Below are 15,018 nucleotides of genomic sequence, written 5' to 3' on the forward strand. Positions count from 1 at the left end.
TCCCGTCAGGCCGAATTGACGACGTGTTCGGTGTGCCGCCCCGTCACCGGGTCCGCGTTGATTTCGCGTTTCATCGGGGGCGTGCCGATGATTCAGGCTTGGTCTGCGTGCCGGCCCCGCGCTGGGCTAATGCGTCGATGGCCGCCGTGATCTCGGCTGGCCGCTCCTGATGAACCCAATGCCCCGCGTCGACCTCGCGGACGTCCAGGTCATCGCAGAGCTCCCGCATCGGCGCCGCGAGTTCGGAGTACGCCGCATCGTTGACGTAGTCATGTCGGCCGATCACCAGTAGAGCCGGGAATTCGACCCGGTCTGAACCGGCTTCCTCGACGAATGTGCGATTGTCGACATCGTTCACGTACAACGCGTTTACTCCGAAGAACCCGGTTTCCGAGTAGGCGTCGACGAAGTGGTCCAGGTCCTCATCGCTGACCACGCGGTGGTCCGCGTCCACGGCCGGGGCGGGGCCGCCATCGAACCATCCTCCTCGCCGACACACGGTAGCCGTGGGCCAGACCACGTTCTGCTGCCCCGGCTCGTCGCTACGCAACACATTGGCGAAGAAGGACCGGACATCGGACTCAAACTGCCGGCGTGCGTCGAGGAAACACTCGGAGTAGAACCGGTAATAGTCCACCTGCCCGGCCGGATACTCCGACTCCGGATACACATCCCGGCGAACGAATGAGACGACTCGCTCGAATCCCCTTTCCAGAGTGTCGTAGGGCGTGCTCAACGACCCGGCAGCGGCGAACCGGGCAGGGTGATGTCGGGCGGCGCACCACACCACCGGTGCGCCCCAGTCGTGCCCGACCCAGGTCGCTCGGTCGATGCCGAGCCCGTCGATCAGTGCGATCAGATCGGCCACGTGGTGGCGTAGCGAGTAATGCTCAGGTGCCGGGAAAACGGTCGATCCGCCGGTCCCCCGCAGATCGGGTGCGATCACCCGGTAGCCGAGGCTCCCCAGCCCGACGAGTTGATGTCGCCAGGCTCGGGAGGTCTGCGGCCACCCATGCACCAGGATGATCGGCCGACCATCTGACGCTCCGGATTCGCGGTAGGCGATCACATGTTCGCCGACCCGAAGTTGCCGCAGCGGCGGCGCTTCACTCACGTCGTTACCGCCGGCCGGCCGCAATGGCGGGTAACTGGCCCCGGAGTCGTGGGCTTTCACAACTGCGAGATCCCGCCGTCGACGACCAGTTCCGCTCCAAGCACAAAACGGGACTCGTCGCTGGCGAGGTACAGGGCCGCCTGCGCGATCTCCTCCGCAGTTCCCATGCGTCCCGCCGGCGTGCGTGCCGCAAGATCGTCACGTACCGCCTGCGCTTGCGCTTCGGTGCGGCCTCGGCTCTGCAACGGTGTGTCGATCCCGCCCGGTGAAATCGCGTTCACCCGGATCTGGCGGTCAAGCAGTTCGCGGGACCAGCTGCGGGCCAGGGATCGAACGGCGGCCTTGGATGCCGAGAGCAGCGACAGCCCCGGGCGCCCAACCTGATTGAGAAACGACGTCAGCAGGATGACCGATCCCCCCCGCCGGATCAACGGCGAAACCGCCTGCATCGAGAAGAACACCCCTTTGACGTTGATGTCCATCAACTGGTCGTAGCGCGCCTCGTCGGTCTCCGCCAACGGTGTCGGGTACGCGACACCGGCGTTGGCCACGAAGATGTCGACTGCACCGTCTGCGGAAGCGATCTGCGTTGCTAGGGACCGCATCTGGTCAACCGAGGTGACGTCGGCCCGAATAGCGGTGCACTGCTCCCCGAGCTCACCTTCAACACGCTGCAGTGTGTGCGGGTCACGCCCGGTCACGAATACGCGCGCACCATGCTCGACGAACAACCGGGCGGTAGCCAGCCCGATTCCGCTGGTACCCCCAGTGATCAGCGCGGTCTTGCCCTCAATTCGTTGCATGATCTGCCCCTTCCGGTGTCACGGTCCGTTCCGCGGCGGCAGCCATCGCAGCGACCAGCGGCGCCAATCTCTGCTCCGCCCTGATGCGGGTGCCGGCGTCGGCGCGATCCGGGGTACCGACCGTGTATGGCGGATCCGGGTCGTACTCCATGACCAGCTGACGCACTTTGGCGGCGTCTTCGCCGACCAAGGTCGCGGCCAGATGAAGCCCGAAGTCGATGCCCGCGGTGACCCCGCCACCGGTGATACGGTTCCGATCGACGACGATCCGACCGTCCTCCGGGAGAGCGCCGTAGGCTTTCAGGAAGCGCCGAAACGCCCAATGCGATGTGGCGCGGTAACCGGTGAGCAGCCCGGCGGCAGCCAAGATGAGTGAGCCCGTGCAGACACTGGTGACATACCGCGCATCCGCCGAGACCGATCGCAGAAACGCCAGCGTCTCCGCATCCTCGACCATCCGGTGGGTGTTCCTGGTCCCGGGCACCACCAGCACGTCATAGGTGGGTCGGCAATCGGCAAAGGTCTTGGTCGGGATGACGGCTACCTGGCTATCACTGATGACCGGCTCGGCGGTCTTGGCGACCAAATCGACTGCCACGCCTGGAACTCCGGTGAGCACCTGGTGCGGGCCGATAAGGTCGAGCATGGTGAAATCCGGGTAGATCAACATCGCGATAGTGGTGGGAGACACCTCGTCAGTCGGCATCGGCGGCACTCCTTTCACTGGGCAACGTTGGGAGTCGACGATCACGGCTACGCCCAGCTAGCGGCGCGGAATGGCAGCGGGACGTAGTCGATCTGCGCCCCGAGTTCGTGGGCCGCGCGCAGCGCGAAGTGCGGGTCTCGAATGAGTTCCCGGCCAAGGAAGACGGCGTCAGCTCGCCCGTCGGCGAGAATTCTCTCCGCCTGATCCGGCGAGGTGATCTTGCCGACGGCCGATGCGAGAACCCCGCCGAGTTCGCGGACGCGTTCGGTCAGTGGCACCTGATAACCGGGCGATACGGAGATGAAGATGTCGCCGGTGAGGCCCCCACTGGAGATGTCGAAGAAATCTGCGCCGCGTTCGTTTGCCCACCTGGCCACGCAGGCCGTTTCGTCTACGGTCCATCCGCCGTCGATCCAATCGGTACCGGAGAAGCGCACGAAAAGCGGTGTGGTCTCGGGGATCACGCCGCGGATTCGATCAACAACCTCCAGGAGGAGCCTGGCGCGATTCTCCAGTGACCCGCCGTAACCGTCAGTGCGCGCATTGCTCAGCGGCGAGAGGAACTGGTGCAGTAGGTACCCGTGGGCGGCGTGAATCTCTATGACGTCGAATCCCGCGGCCACGGCACGCTGTGCCGCGGTGGCGAAGTCGTCAAGGACTTTGGCGATGCCACTCGAATCCAGTTCGCTGGGGGTGTCCATGCCGGTGAACGGAATCGGCGATGGCGCTACCGTCGTCCAGCCGCCCTCCTCGGCGGGTTTGGTGCCACCGCTCTGCGCGGTGTCCACGCCGTAGTCGGAGGCCTTCCGTCCGGCATGTGCCAGCTGTATGCCGATCCGGGCGTTCTGGCGGTGGACGAAGTCAACGACGCGACTCCAGCGGTCGCGTTGTGCATCGTTCCAAATGCCGGCGCACTCCGTGGTGATCCGCGCTTCGGGGCTGATACCCGTGGCTTCCACCACGACGAGGCCGACGCCGCCGGCAGCGTACGTGCCGGCGTTCACCAAATGCCAGTCATCGGGCATCCCGTCACCGTCGAGGCACATGTACTGGCACATCGGGGAGACCCAGATCCGATTGCGGAAGGTCACCTTGCGGATCGTCAACGGTTCAAAAAGACGTGGGCTCACAGCTGCAGGAATCCTCTCTGGGTTCAGGCGTTCATCCCGCCGTCAACGGTGATGCCGGTACCGGTGATGTTCCCGGCTGTCGGGCCGACCAAGAAGCCGACGGCCGATGCGATGTCGCCGACACGCGCATAGCGTCCCAATGCCATCAGCCCCGTCAACCCGTCGGCGCCCGCACTGTCTGCCGGATTCATGTCGGTATCCGTCGGCCCCGGATGGACGAGGTTGACGGTGATTCCGCGTGGCCCGAGTTCGCGGGCCAAGCCGCGGGTGAAGGACAGCAACGCAGATTTCGACATCGAATAGACCGTTGCGTAATCGATCGCCACCCGTTCCGCCAAACAGGAGCCCAGCGAGACGATGCGGCCGCCGTCGGGCAGATAGGCGAGCGCAGCCTGCGATGCCAGCACGACCGACCGGATGTTCACGGCGATCAGGTGGTCGATCTGCTCTAGGGTGGTCTCGACCAGTGGAGCCGAGTACAACACACCGGCGTTGTTGACCAGGATGTCCAGTCCGCCGATGTGCGACACCGCTTCCGCTACCGACGACGTCACCGCAGCGGCGTCGGCGCTGTCGGCTTGGATCGCGACGGCCTTCTGTCCGAGCGACCGAATCCTGCCGGTCACCTTTGCTGCCGAATCGGTCGATCGCTGGTAGGTGATCGCGACGTCGGCGCCACGTGTGGCCAGTTCTACGGCGATGGCAGCGCCGATCCCGCGCGCGGCGCCGGTGACCAACGCTCGCTTTCCCGTCAGGTCTGTCATCGGTTCCTCCCGCTCATGTCCGGCTTCCGGTATGAGCCTGCATCTTCTGTCGGCGTCACACGAGTGGCGTATCTGCCCGAATACGAAAGGCTTTGGCCAAAATCCGGGTCACCGACGATCAGCGCGGGTAGCGCTATGAGGTTGGGCCTCCTGCCAGCCAACACCGGACCAGCCATACCCAGACTTGCAGGCGCTTCATGGAGCGTCTGTCGTTCGTGCGCAACCGGGCCGCTCATCACGAAGCGATTCACCAGCGCAATCTCGCGCGCGACGTCGATGATGCGGTAACCCTCATGGGCTGGGTTCACCTGACGCCGCCGGATGGGTGCGCGCTGGCGAGCGCGTCACTGCCAAGGAATCGAAGCAGGCTCTAAGCCAACAGAATCCATTGTTGATGTTGCCATCTATACTCCCGTGCGACTGTCCTCCCGCACGACATCAGGGCGAGTCGAACACGGAGTGGTCGCCGATCCTGCACCACCGGCAACGGAGTTCGTCGTCGACTGTAACCAGTTCGAAGGTGGCACGACCGTGGGGACTTTCGAACGACCAGGTCATTTCCAATACGTTGGGCGCGAAACGCCAGGTTGGCAGTATTCCAACATTGCAGTAATGACGCAATGCAGTTCTGCGTCGTGCCGGCATCCTTGGTGGTACTGACGGGATGCATGCATCTTGTGAAGACTTTTTGGGTCGGGCCCACTGGGTGGCGGGACCGTCAAGAACCCGACTGCACGGTGATCTGGACCGCGCCCACCGGGCACACTTATGTCACCAAACCCGGCGGTGCCCTGTATTTCCCGCAGTTAGCCACCCCCGTCGGCGTACCCCGAACACGCCAGACGCATCACCGCCGCCAACGACCCACCCCCGTTTTGGCGAGGTCTGGTTGGCGGCATTCTATGGTGGATGCCGTGACTTCGAACCTCGACCTTTCCGGCGTACCGACCTGGTCGCCGCGTGAAGTCGAGCTGTTGGAGGTCACCTTGCAGCTGCTGCAGGAGAACGGCTACGACCGGCTGACGGTTGATGCGGTCGCGGCCACCGCGCGCGCGAGCAAGGCCACGGTGTACCGCCGTTGGCCCTCGAAGGCCGAATTGGTGTTGGCCGCGTTCACCGAGGGCATCCGCCAGGTCGCGGTCCCACCTGATACCGGCACGCTGCGCGGCGATCTGTTGCGACTGGGTGAGCTGGTTTGCCAACAGGTCGCGCAGCACGCCGGCACCATGCGTGCCGTGTTGGTGGAGGTATCGCGCAATGCCGCGCTGAACGAGGTGATGCAGCACCAGTTCATCGATCAGCGCAAGGCGTTGGTCCTGCACATTCTGGGACGGGCCGTCGACCGGGGCGAGATCGAGGCCGACGCCATCGATGACGACCTCTGGGACGTATTGCCGGGATATCTGATCTTCCGGTCGCTGGTCTCGGGCCGTGCGCCTACCGCACACACCGTGGCGACTCTCGTCGATCAAGTGGTTCTGCCGGGCCTCACTCGTCGAGCCGGCTGATGGCGCCCGCACGAAATTGCGGCGCTGCGCACTATTGAACCGTACGGTTCCGTACCGTACGCTTACTTCTCATTCGACCCGCCCACGGATACCGAGAGGCTTCCGGTGAAGAGACCGTCGTTTGTGCCCCTGGTCCGGCGTGGGTGGATGGTCTTAGTGGCGGTCGCGGTGGTGGCCGTCGCGGCATTCTGCGTGTATCGGCTGCACGGCATCTTCGGCTCGGGCGACACCACATCGACCGGCGGTGACGGCGCCGAGGAGATCGTCCCGTTCAACCCTAAAGACGTCGTCTACGAGGTATTCGGCGCCCCGGGGGCTGTCGCCACCATCAACTATCTCGATGTCAACGCCGCTCCCCAGCAGGTCATCGATGCCTCGCTGCCCTGGCGATATCAGGCGACGACGACCGAGCCGGCCGTCATCGCAGATCTGCGGGCACAGGGCGACGGCGACACGCTGGGCTGTCGCATCTTGATCGACGGCGAACTCAAGGACGAAAGGACCGCGAACGCCGTGAGCGCCTACACCTTCTGCTTAGACAAGTCCGGATGAGCGAGCCCGGCCGGCCGCCCTTCTGGCCACGCACCATCCGGCGCCTGGCGCTGCCGATCGTGCTGTTCTGGGTGGCCCTTGCCGCCGTGACGAACAGCCTCGTGCCGCAGCTGGAGGTGGTGGCCGAAGCCCACAACGTGGGGATGAGCTCGCACGACGCCCCCTCGTACCAGGCGGCGAAGCGCATCGGAAAAGTGTTCCAGCAGTACGACACCGACAGCGCGGCGATGATCGTCATCGAAGGAGACCAGCCACTCGGTGCCGATGCGCACCGGTTCTACGACACCCTGGTAGCCAAACTTCAGGACGACACCAGGCACGTCCAGCACATCCAAGACTTCTGGGGCGATCCGCTGACCGCCGCCGGTTCGCAGAGCAACGACGGCAAAGCGGCGCTGGCGCAAGTGTTTCTGGCCGGAAGCCAGGGCGAGACGTTGGCCAATGAGTCGGTGGCCGCCATCCGCGCCATCGTCGAGCAGACGCCGGCGCCGCCCGGCGTCCACGCCTACGTGACGGGCGCCGCCCCGCTGGTAGCCGCCCAATTCTCGGTCGGCAGCGAAGGCACCAACAAGGTCACCGCGATCACCTTCCTGGTGATCGCGCTCATGCTGTTCGCCGTCTACCGATCGATCGGCACCACGCTGCTGGCGCTGCTCACCGTCGCAATCGAGATGGCCGCCGCGCGTGGATTCGTCGCCTTCCTCGGCTACCACGAAATCATCGGATTATCGACGTACTCAACGAATCTGATGACCCTGCTGGCGATCGCTGCGGGAACCGACTACGCGATCTTCATCATCAGCCGCTATCAGGAGGCACGCGCGGCCGGTGACGACCCGGAGACAGCGTTCTACACCATGTACCGGGGCACCGCCCATGTCGTGATCGGCTCGGGCCTGACTATCTCCGGCGCGTAGTCGGTTCCCGCAGCGATCGCCAGCAGGGTCATCAGATTCGTTGAGTACGTCGATAATCCGATGATTTCGTGGTAGCCGAGGAAGGCGACGAATCCACGCGCGGCCGGTGACGACCCGGAGACAGCGTTCTACACCATGTACCGGGGCACCGCCCATGTCGTGATCGGCTCGGGCCTGACTATCTCCGGCGCCGTGTACTGCCTGACCTTCACCCGGCTGCCCTACTTCCACACCCTCGGGCTGCCCGCCGCCATCGGCATTTTCGTCGCGCTGATTGCCGCGTTGACCCTGACATCGGCGGTGCTCACGCTGGGCAGTCGGTTCGGATTCTTCGAGCCCAACCGGGCGATGCGCACCCGCGGCTGGCGCCGGATCGGTGCCGCCATCGTTCGGTGGCCCGGACCCATCCTGGTGGTGGCCTGCGGCGTGGCCCTGATCGGCCTGCTTGCCCTGCCGGGCTACAAGACCAGCTACGACGCCCGTATCTACATGCCGGATCGTGCCCCGGCCAACATCGGTTATGCGGCGGCCGAACGCCATTTCTCGCAAGCTCGGCTGAACCCCGAGTTGCTGATGATCGAAGCGGACCACGACCTGCGCAACCCGGCATCCTTCTTGGTCTTGGAACGCGTCGCCAAGGCGGTGTTCCACACGCCGGGCATCGCCAAAGTTCAATCGATGACCCGGCCATTGGGCACGCCGCTGAAGCACACGTCGATACCGTTTTCGGTCGGCCAGGGAAACGTCGCGCAGACCCAGAATCTGAAATACCAGATGGACCGGGCGGCCGATCTGCTCAAGCAGGCAGCCGAAGCCGAGAAGTCGATCCACACGCTGGAACAGCAATATGCGCTACAGCAGCAGCTTGCCGATGCCACCCACTCCGAAACCCAGAGCTTTCACGACACCGTTGACCTCACCAACGAATTGCGTGACCAGATTGCGAACTTCGACGACTTTTTCCGGCCGATCCGCAGTTACTTCTACTGGGAACCGCACTGCTTCGACATCCCGGTGTGCGGGGCGCTACGCAACGTGTTCGACCTGCAGGACGGCATCGACAAGCTCAGCGAGAAGCTCGGACAGCTCACGAAGACGTTGGACAAGTTGGATGCCCTGCAACCGCAGTTGGTGGAGCTGATTCCGTCCCAGATCGAAAGCCAGCGGGTCAACCGCGACCTGGCGCTGAACAACTACGCCACCAACTCCGGGATCAGCGACCAGTCCGCCGCCGCCAACGACAACCCGGCCGCCATGGGCCAGGCCTTCGACGAAGCCAAGAACGACGACTCCTTCTACCTGCCGCCCGAAGCGTTCGACAACGCTGAGTTCAAACGCGGGATGAAACTGTTCATGTCGCCGGACGGCAAAGCGGCGCAGATGATCATCACCCACGAGGGCGATCCGGCGACCCCCGAAGGCATCGCGCACATCGACTCGATTCGCAACGCCGCGAAGGAAGCCTTGAAAGGTACTCCGCTGCAGGGCTCACACATCTACCTCGCCGGCACCGCCTCGACCTACAAGGACATCGCCGACGCTGCCAAATACGACCTGCTGATCGCCGGGATCGCCGCGCTGAGCCTGATTCTGTTGATCATGATGATCATCACCCGCAGTCTGGTCGCCGCGATCGTCATCGTGGGCACCGTTGCGCTTTCGCTGGGGGCCTCCTTCGGGCTGTCGGTGCTGGTGTGGCAGTACCTGTTCGGCATCCATCTGTACTGGATCGTGTTGGCCCTGGCCGTCATTCTGTTGCTGGCGGTGGGCTCGGACTACAACCTGCTGTTGATCTCGCGGTTCAAGGAGGAGATCGGTGCGGGCCTCAATACCGGGATCATCCGGGCGATGGGCGGCACGGGATCGGTGGTGACCGCCGCCGGCCTGGTGTTCGCCGCAACCATGGCGTCGTTCATCTTCAGTGACCTGCGGATCCTCGGCCAGATCGGGACCACTATCGCGCTCGGCCTGCTGTTCGACACGTTGATCGTGCGGTCGTTCATGACGCCGTCCATCGCGGCGCTGCTCGGGCGCTGGTTCTGGTGGCCTCAACGGGTGCGCCAGCGGCCCGCGGTGACCGCGGGCGGCTGGTCCGACAGTGTCCGCGAGGACGTGGTCCAACCGACCTGACGTTGCGCGGGCTGAGCTCAGTCCGCGACGGGGCGCAGATCGTGGGCGAAATGGTAGTTTTTATGCCATGAGGACAACCATCGACCCGGCGGGGCGTTTGGTGATCCCCAAGCGGATTCGCGATCGCCTTGGCTTGCGCGGGAACGAAGAGGTGGAGATCACGGAGCGCGATGGACGAATCGAGATTGAACCAGCATCTACCGACGTCGAATTGGTTCGGGAAGGTTCGGTCCTTGTCGCGCGTCCGGACCGTGAGCTGCCCCCATTGACCGACGAAATCGTTCGCGAGACGTTGGATCGTGTGCGACGGTGATCACGCCCGACACCAGCGTTCTTGTGGCCGGATTCGCAACCTGGCACGAAGCGCACCGACCCGCCGCGCGTGCCCTTAACCGGGGCGTTCATCTGGTCGCACACGCGGCGGTGGAAACCTATTCCGTTCTCACGCGCCTACCACCACCGCATCGCGTAGCGCCCGCGGCAGTTCACGCGTACTTGGCCGACGTTACGTCCGCCGACTACCTCACGCTGGACGCACGATCGCATCGCGAGTTGATCAACTACCTTGCGGCGCAGAACGTCACCGGTGGCGCAACCTATGACGCGCTCGTCGGATCGACCGCGATGGCTGCTGGAGCAACGCTGTTGACACGCGACCGGCGAGCAGTCAGGACCTACGAGCTGCTGCAAGTGGATTACGAACTGGTGACCTGAAGCGGATCAGGATTTTTGGGCGGCAGTCTTTTTGGCCGGTGCTTTCTTAGCCGGCGTCTTCTTTGCCGGTGCCTTTTTGGCCGGGCTGTTCTCGGCTGTCGACCGCTTCTTCACGCTGGCCTCCAACTTGGCCAGCAGGTCGGAGACATCCTCGGTGGCATCCAGTTCGGCGGGCCGCTCCTCGGGAGTGAACGCCTCGTCGCCTTCGAGTTTGGCGGCGATCAACTCGTGCAACTGGTCCTGATAGGTGTCGTGGTAGCGGTCCGGGTCGAAATCGTCGGCCATGGACTCCACCACCTGTCCGGCCATCTTCAGCTCGGCCGGCTTGATCTCGACCTTGGTATCCAAGGCGGGGAAGTCCGGGTCGCGGATCTCGTCCGGCCATAGCAGGGTGTGCACCACCATCACCTCGCGCTTGGAGAAGTCCTTGATCCGCAGCGCCGCCAGCCGGGTCTTGTTGCGCAGCGCGAAGTGGACGATCGCCACTCGGTCGGTCTCGGCTAGCGTCTTGGCCAGCAGCACATAGGATTTGATCGATTTCGACGCCGGTTCCAGGAAGTAGCTGCGGTCATAGAGCATCGGGTCCAGGTCCGCGGCCGGCACGAACTCGAGCACGGCGATCTCATGGTCACGCTCTTCGGGGAGGTTAGCGATGTCGTCGTCGGTGATCACCACCATCCGGCCGTCGTCGGACTCATATGCCCGCGCGATATCGCCGTAGTCGACTACTTCACCGCACTCCTCGCAGACCCGTCGGTAGCGGATCCGGCCGTGGTCCTTGGCATGGACCTGACGGAACTTGATGTCGTGGTCTTCGGTGGCGCTGTACACCTTCACAGGCACGTTGACCAGACCGAATGCGATCGAACCCTTCCAGATGGAGCGCATGGAGTCAGTATGCCCACCCCGGCGCGTGGGCAACCGGGTTTAGTGCGAGGGGTGCCAGGCGCTGACCGCCCAGATCACGATGACATCGAGCGCGATCACGATGATCGCCCACACCGGGTAGTGCGGCAGCCAGAGGAACATGCCCACGATCGAAATCGACGCCATCACCACCGCGGCCGCCCGGGCCCACGACTTACCCCAGAACAGGCCGAAAGCTACCGCGGTCAGCGCCACGCCCAGCACGATCAGAATCCAGCCCCACACCGTGGTGTTGAACTCGTAGACGTAGTCGAGGTCGCCTTGCCCGACGACCACCAGGTCGTCGCCGCCCAGTGCGGAAATGCCCTGGAGAACCGTCAGTAGCGCCGAGGTCAGGATCAGCGCGGCGGCGGCGAACGTCGCACTGCCTGCCAGCACCTGCTTGGTCGGGAGGTGTGCTTTGGGGGAGGTCTCGCTCATCGATATCTCCTGACTTCGGGAAAGAACGAAGCAACGTTACCCCCGCGCACCGCCAACCCGACGTAGGTTGGCAGCATGGGCGCTGAGTCCGTCAAGACCCGGGTCACGCTGACCAACGCCGACAAGGTGCTTTACCCCGGCACGGGCACCACCAAGGCGCAGGTCTTCGACTACTACACCCGAATCGCCGCAGTGATGCTGCCGCACATCGCGGGACGCCCGGCGACGCGCAAACGCTGGCCCGACGGTGTCGAGCAGGGCTCGTTCTTCGAAAAGCAGCTGGCCGCCTCGGCGCCGGGCTGGTTGGCCCGCGCCGAAATTCAGCATCGCTCCGGCATCACCACCTATCCGATCATCGAGGACGTCGACGGCCTGGCCTGGATCGCCCAGCAGGCCGCACTGGAAGTTCATGTGCCGCAGTGGCGTTTCGAAGCCGAGTGGACGCACGGTGGAAAGGTGCTCAAGCCCGGGCAGGCGACCCGTCTGGTGTTCGACCTGGATCCCGGCGAGGGCGTGACGATGAGTCAACTCGCCGAGGTGGCACGAGCCATCCGAGACCTGATGTCCGAGCTGGAGCTGGACACCTTTCCGGTCACCAGCGGCAGCAAGGGAATTCACGTATACGCCGCCCTCGAGCGCCCGGTGAGCAGCTCCGGTGCGGCCACGGTGGCCAAACGCGTTGCCCAACAACTGGAAACCGCGATGCCCGAGCTGGTGACCGCGACCATGGCCAAAAAACTGCGGGCCGGCAAGGTCTTTCTGGACTGGAGTCAGAACAACGCGGCCAAGACCACCATTGCGCCGTATTCCCTGCGCGGCCGAGACCATCCGACGGTCGCCGCCCCACGCACCTGGGCCGAACTGGACGACCCGGACCTGCGCCAGCTGCGCTACGACGAAGTGCTGGAGCGGGTCGCCCACGACGGCGACCTGTTGGCCGATCTAGACGGCCCCCTGGCAGGGCAAGATCGACTGGCCGTATACCGGGCCAAGCGTGACGCGGGCCGGACACCCGAACCGGTGCCGGCCGCGGCGCCGGCGCCGGGCGAGGGCAACAGTTTCGTCATCCAGGAGCATCATGCCCGTCGGCTGCACTACGACTTCCGGCTGGAGCGCGACGGGGTGTTGGTGAGCTGGGCGGTGCCCAAGAACCTTCCGGAGACGACGTCGGTCAACCATCTCGCGGTGCGCACCGAGGACCATCCGCTGGAGTACGGCAGCTTTGAGGGCACCATCCCCAAGGGCGAGTACGGCGCCGGCACCGTGCGCATCTGGGATTCGGGTACCTACGTGACCGAGAAGTTCGAGTGCCCCGCCGGGAAAAGCGCGGAGAAGGGGGAGGTGATCGTTGTGCTCGCCGGCAGCCGGATCTCCGGGCGATACGCGCTGATCCGCACCGGCGGTGACCAGTGGCTGGCGCACCGGATGAAAGACCAGCAGGCATTCACGTTCGACGGGCTGGCCCCGATGCTGGCCACCCACGGTTCGGTGGCGCGGCTCGATCCCAGTCAGTGGGCCTTCGAAGGCAAGTGGGACGGCTACCGGTTGCTGGTGGAGGCCGACCACGGTCGGCTGCGGTTGCGCGCCCGCAGCGGGCGCGACGTCACCGGCGAATACCCGCAGCTGCCGTTTCCGGCCGCCGACCTGGCCGAGCACCACGTAGTGCTCGACGGCGAACTCGTTGCGCTCGACGACGAGGGTGTCCCGAGCTTTGCGGAGATGCAGCACAGCGCCCGTTCGGACAGGTTGGAGTTCTGGGCGTTCGACCTGCTCTACCTCGACGGGCGCCCGCTGCTGCGGGTGGCGTATCGGGATCGCCGCCGCCTCCTGGAAACCCTGGCGCGCGGGACCGACCTGGTGGTCAAAGACCTCTTGACACCCGACGGTGCGAAGGCACTCGAGCAGTCCCGCGGCCTCGGCTGGGAAGGGGTAGTCGCCAAGAAGTGGGATTCGCCCTATCAGGCCGGGCGCCGTTCTACGGCGTGGGTCAAGGAGAAGTACTGGCGGACCCAGGAGGTCGTGATCGGCGGCTGGCGGGCCGGTGAGGGTGCTCGAGCCGGGGGTATCGGGTCGCTGCTGATGGGCATTCCCGACGGTGACGGCCTGCGTTTCGTCGGTCGGGTCGGTACGGGTTTCACCGAGCGTCAGCTGGCCGCGCTGAAGACGATGTTGGTGCCGCTACGTGCCGGCGAATCACCTTTCGGGGCGCCGCTTCCCGCGCCAGACGCCAAGGGCGTCACGTTTGTGGAACCGACTGTGGTGGGGGAGGTGCGGTTCAGCGAACGGACCGCCGACGGTCGACTGCGCCAGCCCAGCTGGCGCGGACTACGCCCCGACAAGACCCCTGACGAGGTAGTGGGTGAGGATTGACCGGTGCGATGGGTGACCTATCGAAGCGAAGACGGTGAGCGCACGGGTGTGCTGGACGGGGACCTGATCCATGCGCTAGCGCCCGGCGTGACGCTGCTGGAGCTGATCCGGCTCGGCCCCGATGGCCTGCGCGACGCCGGTGAACGGGCGTTGACGACACCGTCGGCGACGGTGCGGGCCGACCAGGTGGCGCTGATGGCGCCGATCCCGCGTCCACCGTCGATCCGCGACAGCCTGTGCTTCCTGGACCACATGCGCAACTGCCTGTCCGCGACCGGCCGCAGCCGCGACCTCGACGACACCTGGTACCGAATACCGGCGTTCTACTTCGCCTGCCCGGCAACGGTTCTGGGCCCCTACGACGACGCGCCCATAGCGCCAGGCAGTGTCTGCCAGGATTTCGAACTGGAGGTCGCCGCGATCATCGGCACGTCCGGCGCAAATCTGTCGGTGGAACAAGCCGAGCAGGCCATCATCGGATACACCATCTTCAATGACTGGTCGGCGCGGGATCTGCAAGCTCAGGAGGGCGTGCTGGCGATCGGGCAGGCCAAGGGCAAGGACAGCGGGGTCACGCTGGGGCCCTACCTGGTCACCCCGGACGAACTGGAGTCCTACCGCCGCAACGGCAGACTCAGCCTGCACGCCACCGCGATCGTCAACGACGTGATCGTGGGCCTCGGGTCGACCGAAGCCATGGACTGGAGCTTCGGCGAGATCATCAGCTACGCGTCGCGTGGGGTGCCACTGGAACCGGGTGACGTCTTCGGATCCGGCACCGTGCCCACCTGCACACTGCTCGAACATCTCGATCCCGCCCTCCCGCAACCGTTTCCGGGCTGGCTCAGTGATGGCGATGTGGTGACCCTGCAGGTGCAGGGCCTTGGCGAGGTTCGCCAGACGGTGCGCGCCAGCGCTCCGCCGATACCGCTGGCGGAGCGCCCGCGCCCCTAACTTGCCTAG

12 protein-coding genes and 4 pseudogenes are annotated in these 15,018 nt (G+C 64.9%); 8 read left to right on the forward strand and 8 right to left on the reverse strand.

Annotated elements, in window-relative coordinates:
• Nucleotides 1–70: 70 nt before the first annotated feature.
• Genes BN4346_RS25915 through BN4346_RS25935 form a run of 5 tightly spaced genes read right to left on the reverse strand, consistent with a single transcriptional unit; the run spans nt 71 to nt 4,517 of the window.
• Nucleotides 71–1,114, reverse strand: a complete 1,044-nt coding sequence (locus tag BN4346_RS25915) for an alpha/beta fold hydrolase (RefSeq protein ID WP_167666197.1) — start codon at nt 1,112–1,114, stop codon at nt 71–73.
• 56 nt (nt 1,115–1,170) lie between these two features.
• Nucleotides 1,171–1,917: a glucose 1-dehydrogenase gene (locus tag BN4346_RS25920; protein ID WP_067967775.1), complete on the reverse strand. Its 747-nt coding sequence runs from the start codon at nt 1,915–1,917 to the stop codon at nt 1,171–1,173.
• Nucleotides 1,904–2,623 carry a DJ-1/PfpI family protein gene (locus BN4346_RS25925; protein ID WP_067967778.1) on the reverse strand — a complete coding sequence of 240 codons (720 nt, stop codon included), beginning with the start codon at nt 2,621–2,623 and terminating at the stop codon, nt 1,904–1,906. The genes BN4346_RS25920 and BN4346_RS25925 overlap by 14 nt, the downstream gene beginning before the upstream one ends.
• A 47-nt stretch (nt 2,624–2,670) precedes the next feature.
• Nucleotides 2,671–3,753, reverse strand: coding sequence for an NADH:flavin oxidoreductase/NADH oxidase (locus tag BN4346_RS25930; RefSeq protein WP_067967781.1), 1,083 nt, complete (start codon nt 3,751–3,753; stop codon nt 2,671–2,673).
• 23 nt (nt 3,754–3,776) lie between these two features.
• Nucleotides 3,777–4,517 carry an SDR family NAD(P)-dependent oxidoreductase gene (locus BN4346_RS25935; RefSeq protein WP_067967782.1) on the reverse strand — a complete coding sequence of 247 codons (741 nt, stop codon included), beginning with the start codon at nt 4,515–4,517 and terminating at the stop codon, nt 3,777–3,779.
• Nucleotides 4,518–5,419: 902 nt separating this feature from the next.
• On the opposite strand from BN4346_RS25935, the gene BN4346_RS25945 reads away from it, so the two are divergent.
• The 3 genes and pseudogenes from BN4346_RS25945 to BN4346_RS25955 all read left to right on the forward strand — a co-directional run.
• Entirely contained in the window at nt 5,420–6,025 is a 606-nt protein-coding gene (locus BN4346_RS25945; RefSeq protein WP_067967786.1) for a TetR/AcrR family transcriptional regulator, read from the forward strand.
• A 105-nt stretch (nt 6,026–6,130) separates the two neighbouring features.
• Nucleotides 6,131–6,577 carry an MmpS family transport accessory protein gene (locus BN4346_RS25950; RefSeq protein ID WP_268811459.1) on the forward strand — a complete coding sequence of 149 codons (447 nt, stop codon included), beginning with the start codon at nt 6,131–6,133 and terminating at the stop codon, nt 6,575–6,577.
• A pseudogene (locus BN4346_RS25955) lies at nt 6,574–7,464 on the forward strand (MMPL family transporter); the annotation flags it as partial. The gene BN4346_RS25950 and the pseudogene BN4346_RS25955, both read left to right, overlap by 4 nt.
• A gap of 23 nt (nt 7,465–7,487) precedes the next feature.
• Here the strand turns inward: BN4346_RS25955 and BN4346_RS49830 are convergent.
• Nucleotides 7,488–7,598 (reverse strand): annotated as a pseudogene (locus BN4346_RS49830) (MMPL family transporter); the annotation flags it as partial.
• A gap of 16 nt (nt 7,599–7,614) precedes the next feature.
• On the opposite strand from BN4346_RS49830, the pseudogene BN4346_RS25960 reads away from it, so the two are divergent.
• From BN4346_RS25960 to BN4346_RS25970, 3 genes and pseudogenes are all read left to right on the forward strand, one after another.
• Nucleotides 7,615–9,624 (forward strand): annotated as a pseudogene (locus tag BN4346_RS25960) (MMPL/RND family transporter); the annotation flags it as partial.
• A gap of 67 nt (nt 9,625–9,691) precedes the next feature.
• A complete protein-coding gene (locus BN4346_RS25965) occupies nt 9,692–9,937 on the forward strand; it encodes an AbrB/MazE/SpoVT family DNA-binding domain-containing protein (RefSeq protein WP_067967791.1) in 246 nt (81 codons plus the stop codon).
• The gene (locus tag BN4346_RS25970; protein ID WP_067967794.1) at nt 9,934–10,338 is read left to right on the forward strand and encodes a type II toxin-antitoxin system VapC family toxin; all 405 of its coding nucleotides are present in this window, start codon (nt 9,934–9,936) and stop codon (nt 10,336–10,338) included. Before BN4346_RS25965 ends, BN4346_RS25970 begins: the two co-directional genes overlap by 4 nt.
• 6 nt (nt 10,339–10,344) lie before the next feature.
• On the opposite strand, the gene ku is transcribed toward BN4346_RS25970, so the two are convergent.
• Together ku and BN4346_RS25980 are read right to left on the reverse strand one after the other, a co-directional pair.
• Entirely contained in the window at nt 10,345–11,226 is an 882-nt protein-coding gene (gene ku / locus BN4346_RS25975) for a non-homologous end joining protein Ku (protein WP_067967797.1), read from the reverse strand.
• Nucleotides 11,227–11,265: 39 nt separating this feature from the next.
• Nucleotides 11,266–11,685, reverse strand: a complete 420-nt coding sequence (locus BN4346_RS25980; RefSeq protein WP_067967800.1) for a DUF7144 family membrane protein — start codon at nt 11,683–11,685, stop codon at nt 11,266–11,268.
• A gap of 75 nt (nt 11,686–11,760) precedes the next feature.
• On the opposite strand from BN4346_RS25980, the gene BN4346_RS25985 reads away from it, so the two are divergent.
• Nucleotides 11,761–14,055 carry an ATP-dependent DNA ligase gene (locus tag BN4346_RS25985; RefSeq protein WP_067967803.1) on the forward strand — a complete coding sequence of 765 codons (2,295 nt, stop codon included), beginning with the start codon at nt 11,761–11,763 and terminating at the stop codon, nt 14,053–14,055.
• A 3-nt stretch (nt 14,056–14,058) separates the two neighbouring features.
• Nucleotides 14,059–15,006: pseudogene (locus BN4346_RS25990) on the forward strand (fumarylacetoacetate hydrolase family protein); the annotation flags it as partial.
• Nucleotides 15,007–15,018: the final 12 nt, after the last annotated feature.

This window comes from Mycolicibacter icosiumassiliensis, from assembly GCF_900078685.2.
Taxonomy (GTDB): Bacteria; Actinomycetota; Actinomycetes; order Mycobacteriales; family Mycobacteriaceae; genus Mycobacterium; species Mycobacterium icosiumassiliensis.

Coding starts and splice junctions, on each gene's coding strand:
- BN4346_RS25935 (WP_067967782.1), bottom strand. CDS start 4,517: ATGACAGACCTGACGGGAAAGCGAGCGTTGGTCACCGGCGCCGCGCGC.
- BN4346_RS25985 (WP_067967803.1), top strand. CDS start 11,761: ATGGGCGCTGAGTCCGTCAAGACCCGGGTCACGCTGACCAACGCCGAC.
- BN4346_RS25925 (WP_067967778.1), bottom strand. CDS start 2,623: ATGCCGACTGACGAGGTGTCTCCCACCACTATCGCGATGTTGATCTAC.
- ku (WP_067967797.1), bottom strand. CDS start 11,226: ATGCGCTCCATCTGGAAGGGTTCGATCGCATTCGGTCTGGTCAACGTG.
- BN4346_RS25945 (WP_067967786.1), top strand. CDS start 5,420: ATGGTGGATGCCGTGACTTCGAACCTCGACCTTTCCGGCGTACCGACC.
- BN4346_RS25965 (WP_067967791.1), top strand. CDS start 9,692: ATGAGGACAACCATCGACCCGGCGGGGCGTTTGGTGATCCCCAAGCGG.
- BN4346_RS25980 (WP_067967800.1), bottom strand. CDS start 11,685: ATGAGCGAGACCTCCCCCAAAGCACACCTCCCGACCAAGCAGGTGCTG.
- BN4346_RS25920 (WP_067967775.1), bottom strand. CDS start 1,917: ATGCAACGAATTGAGGGCAAGACCGCGCTGATCACTGGGGGTACCAGC.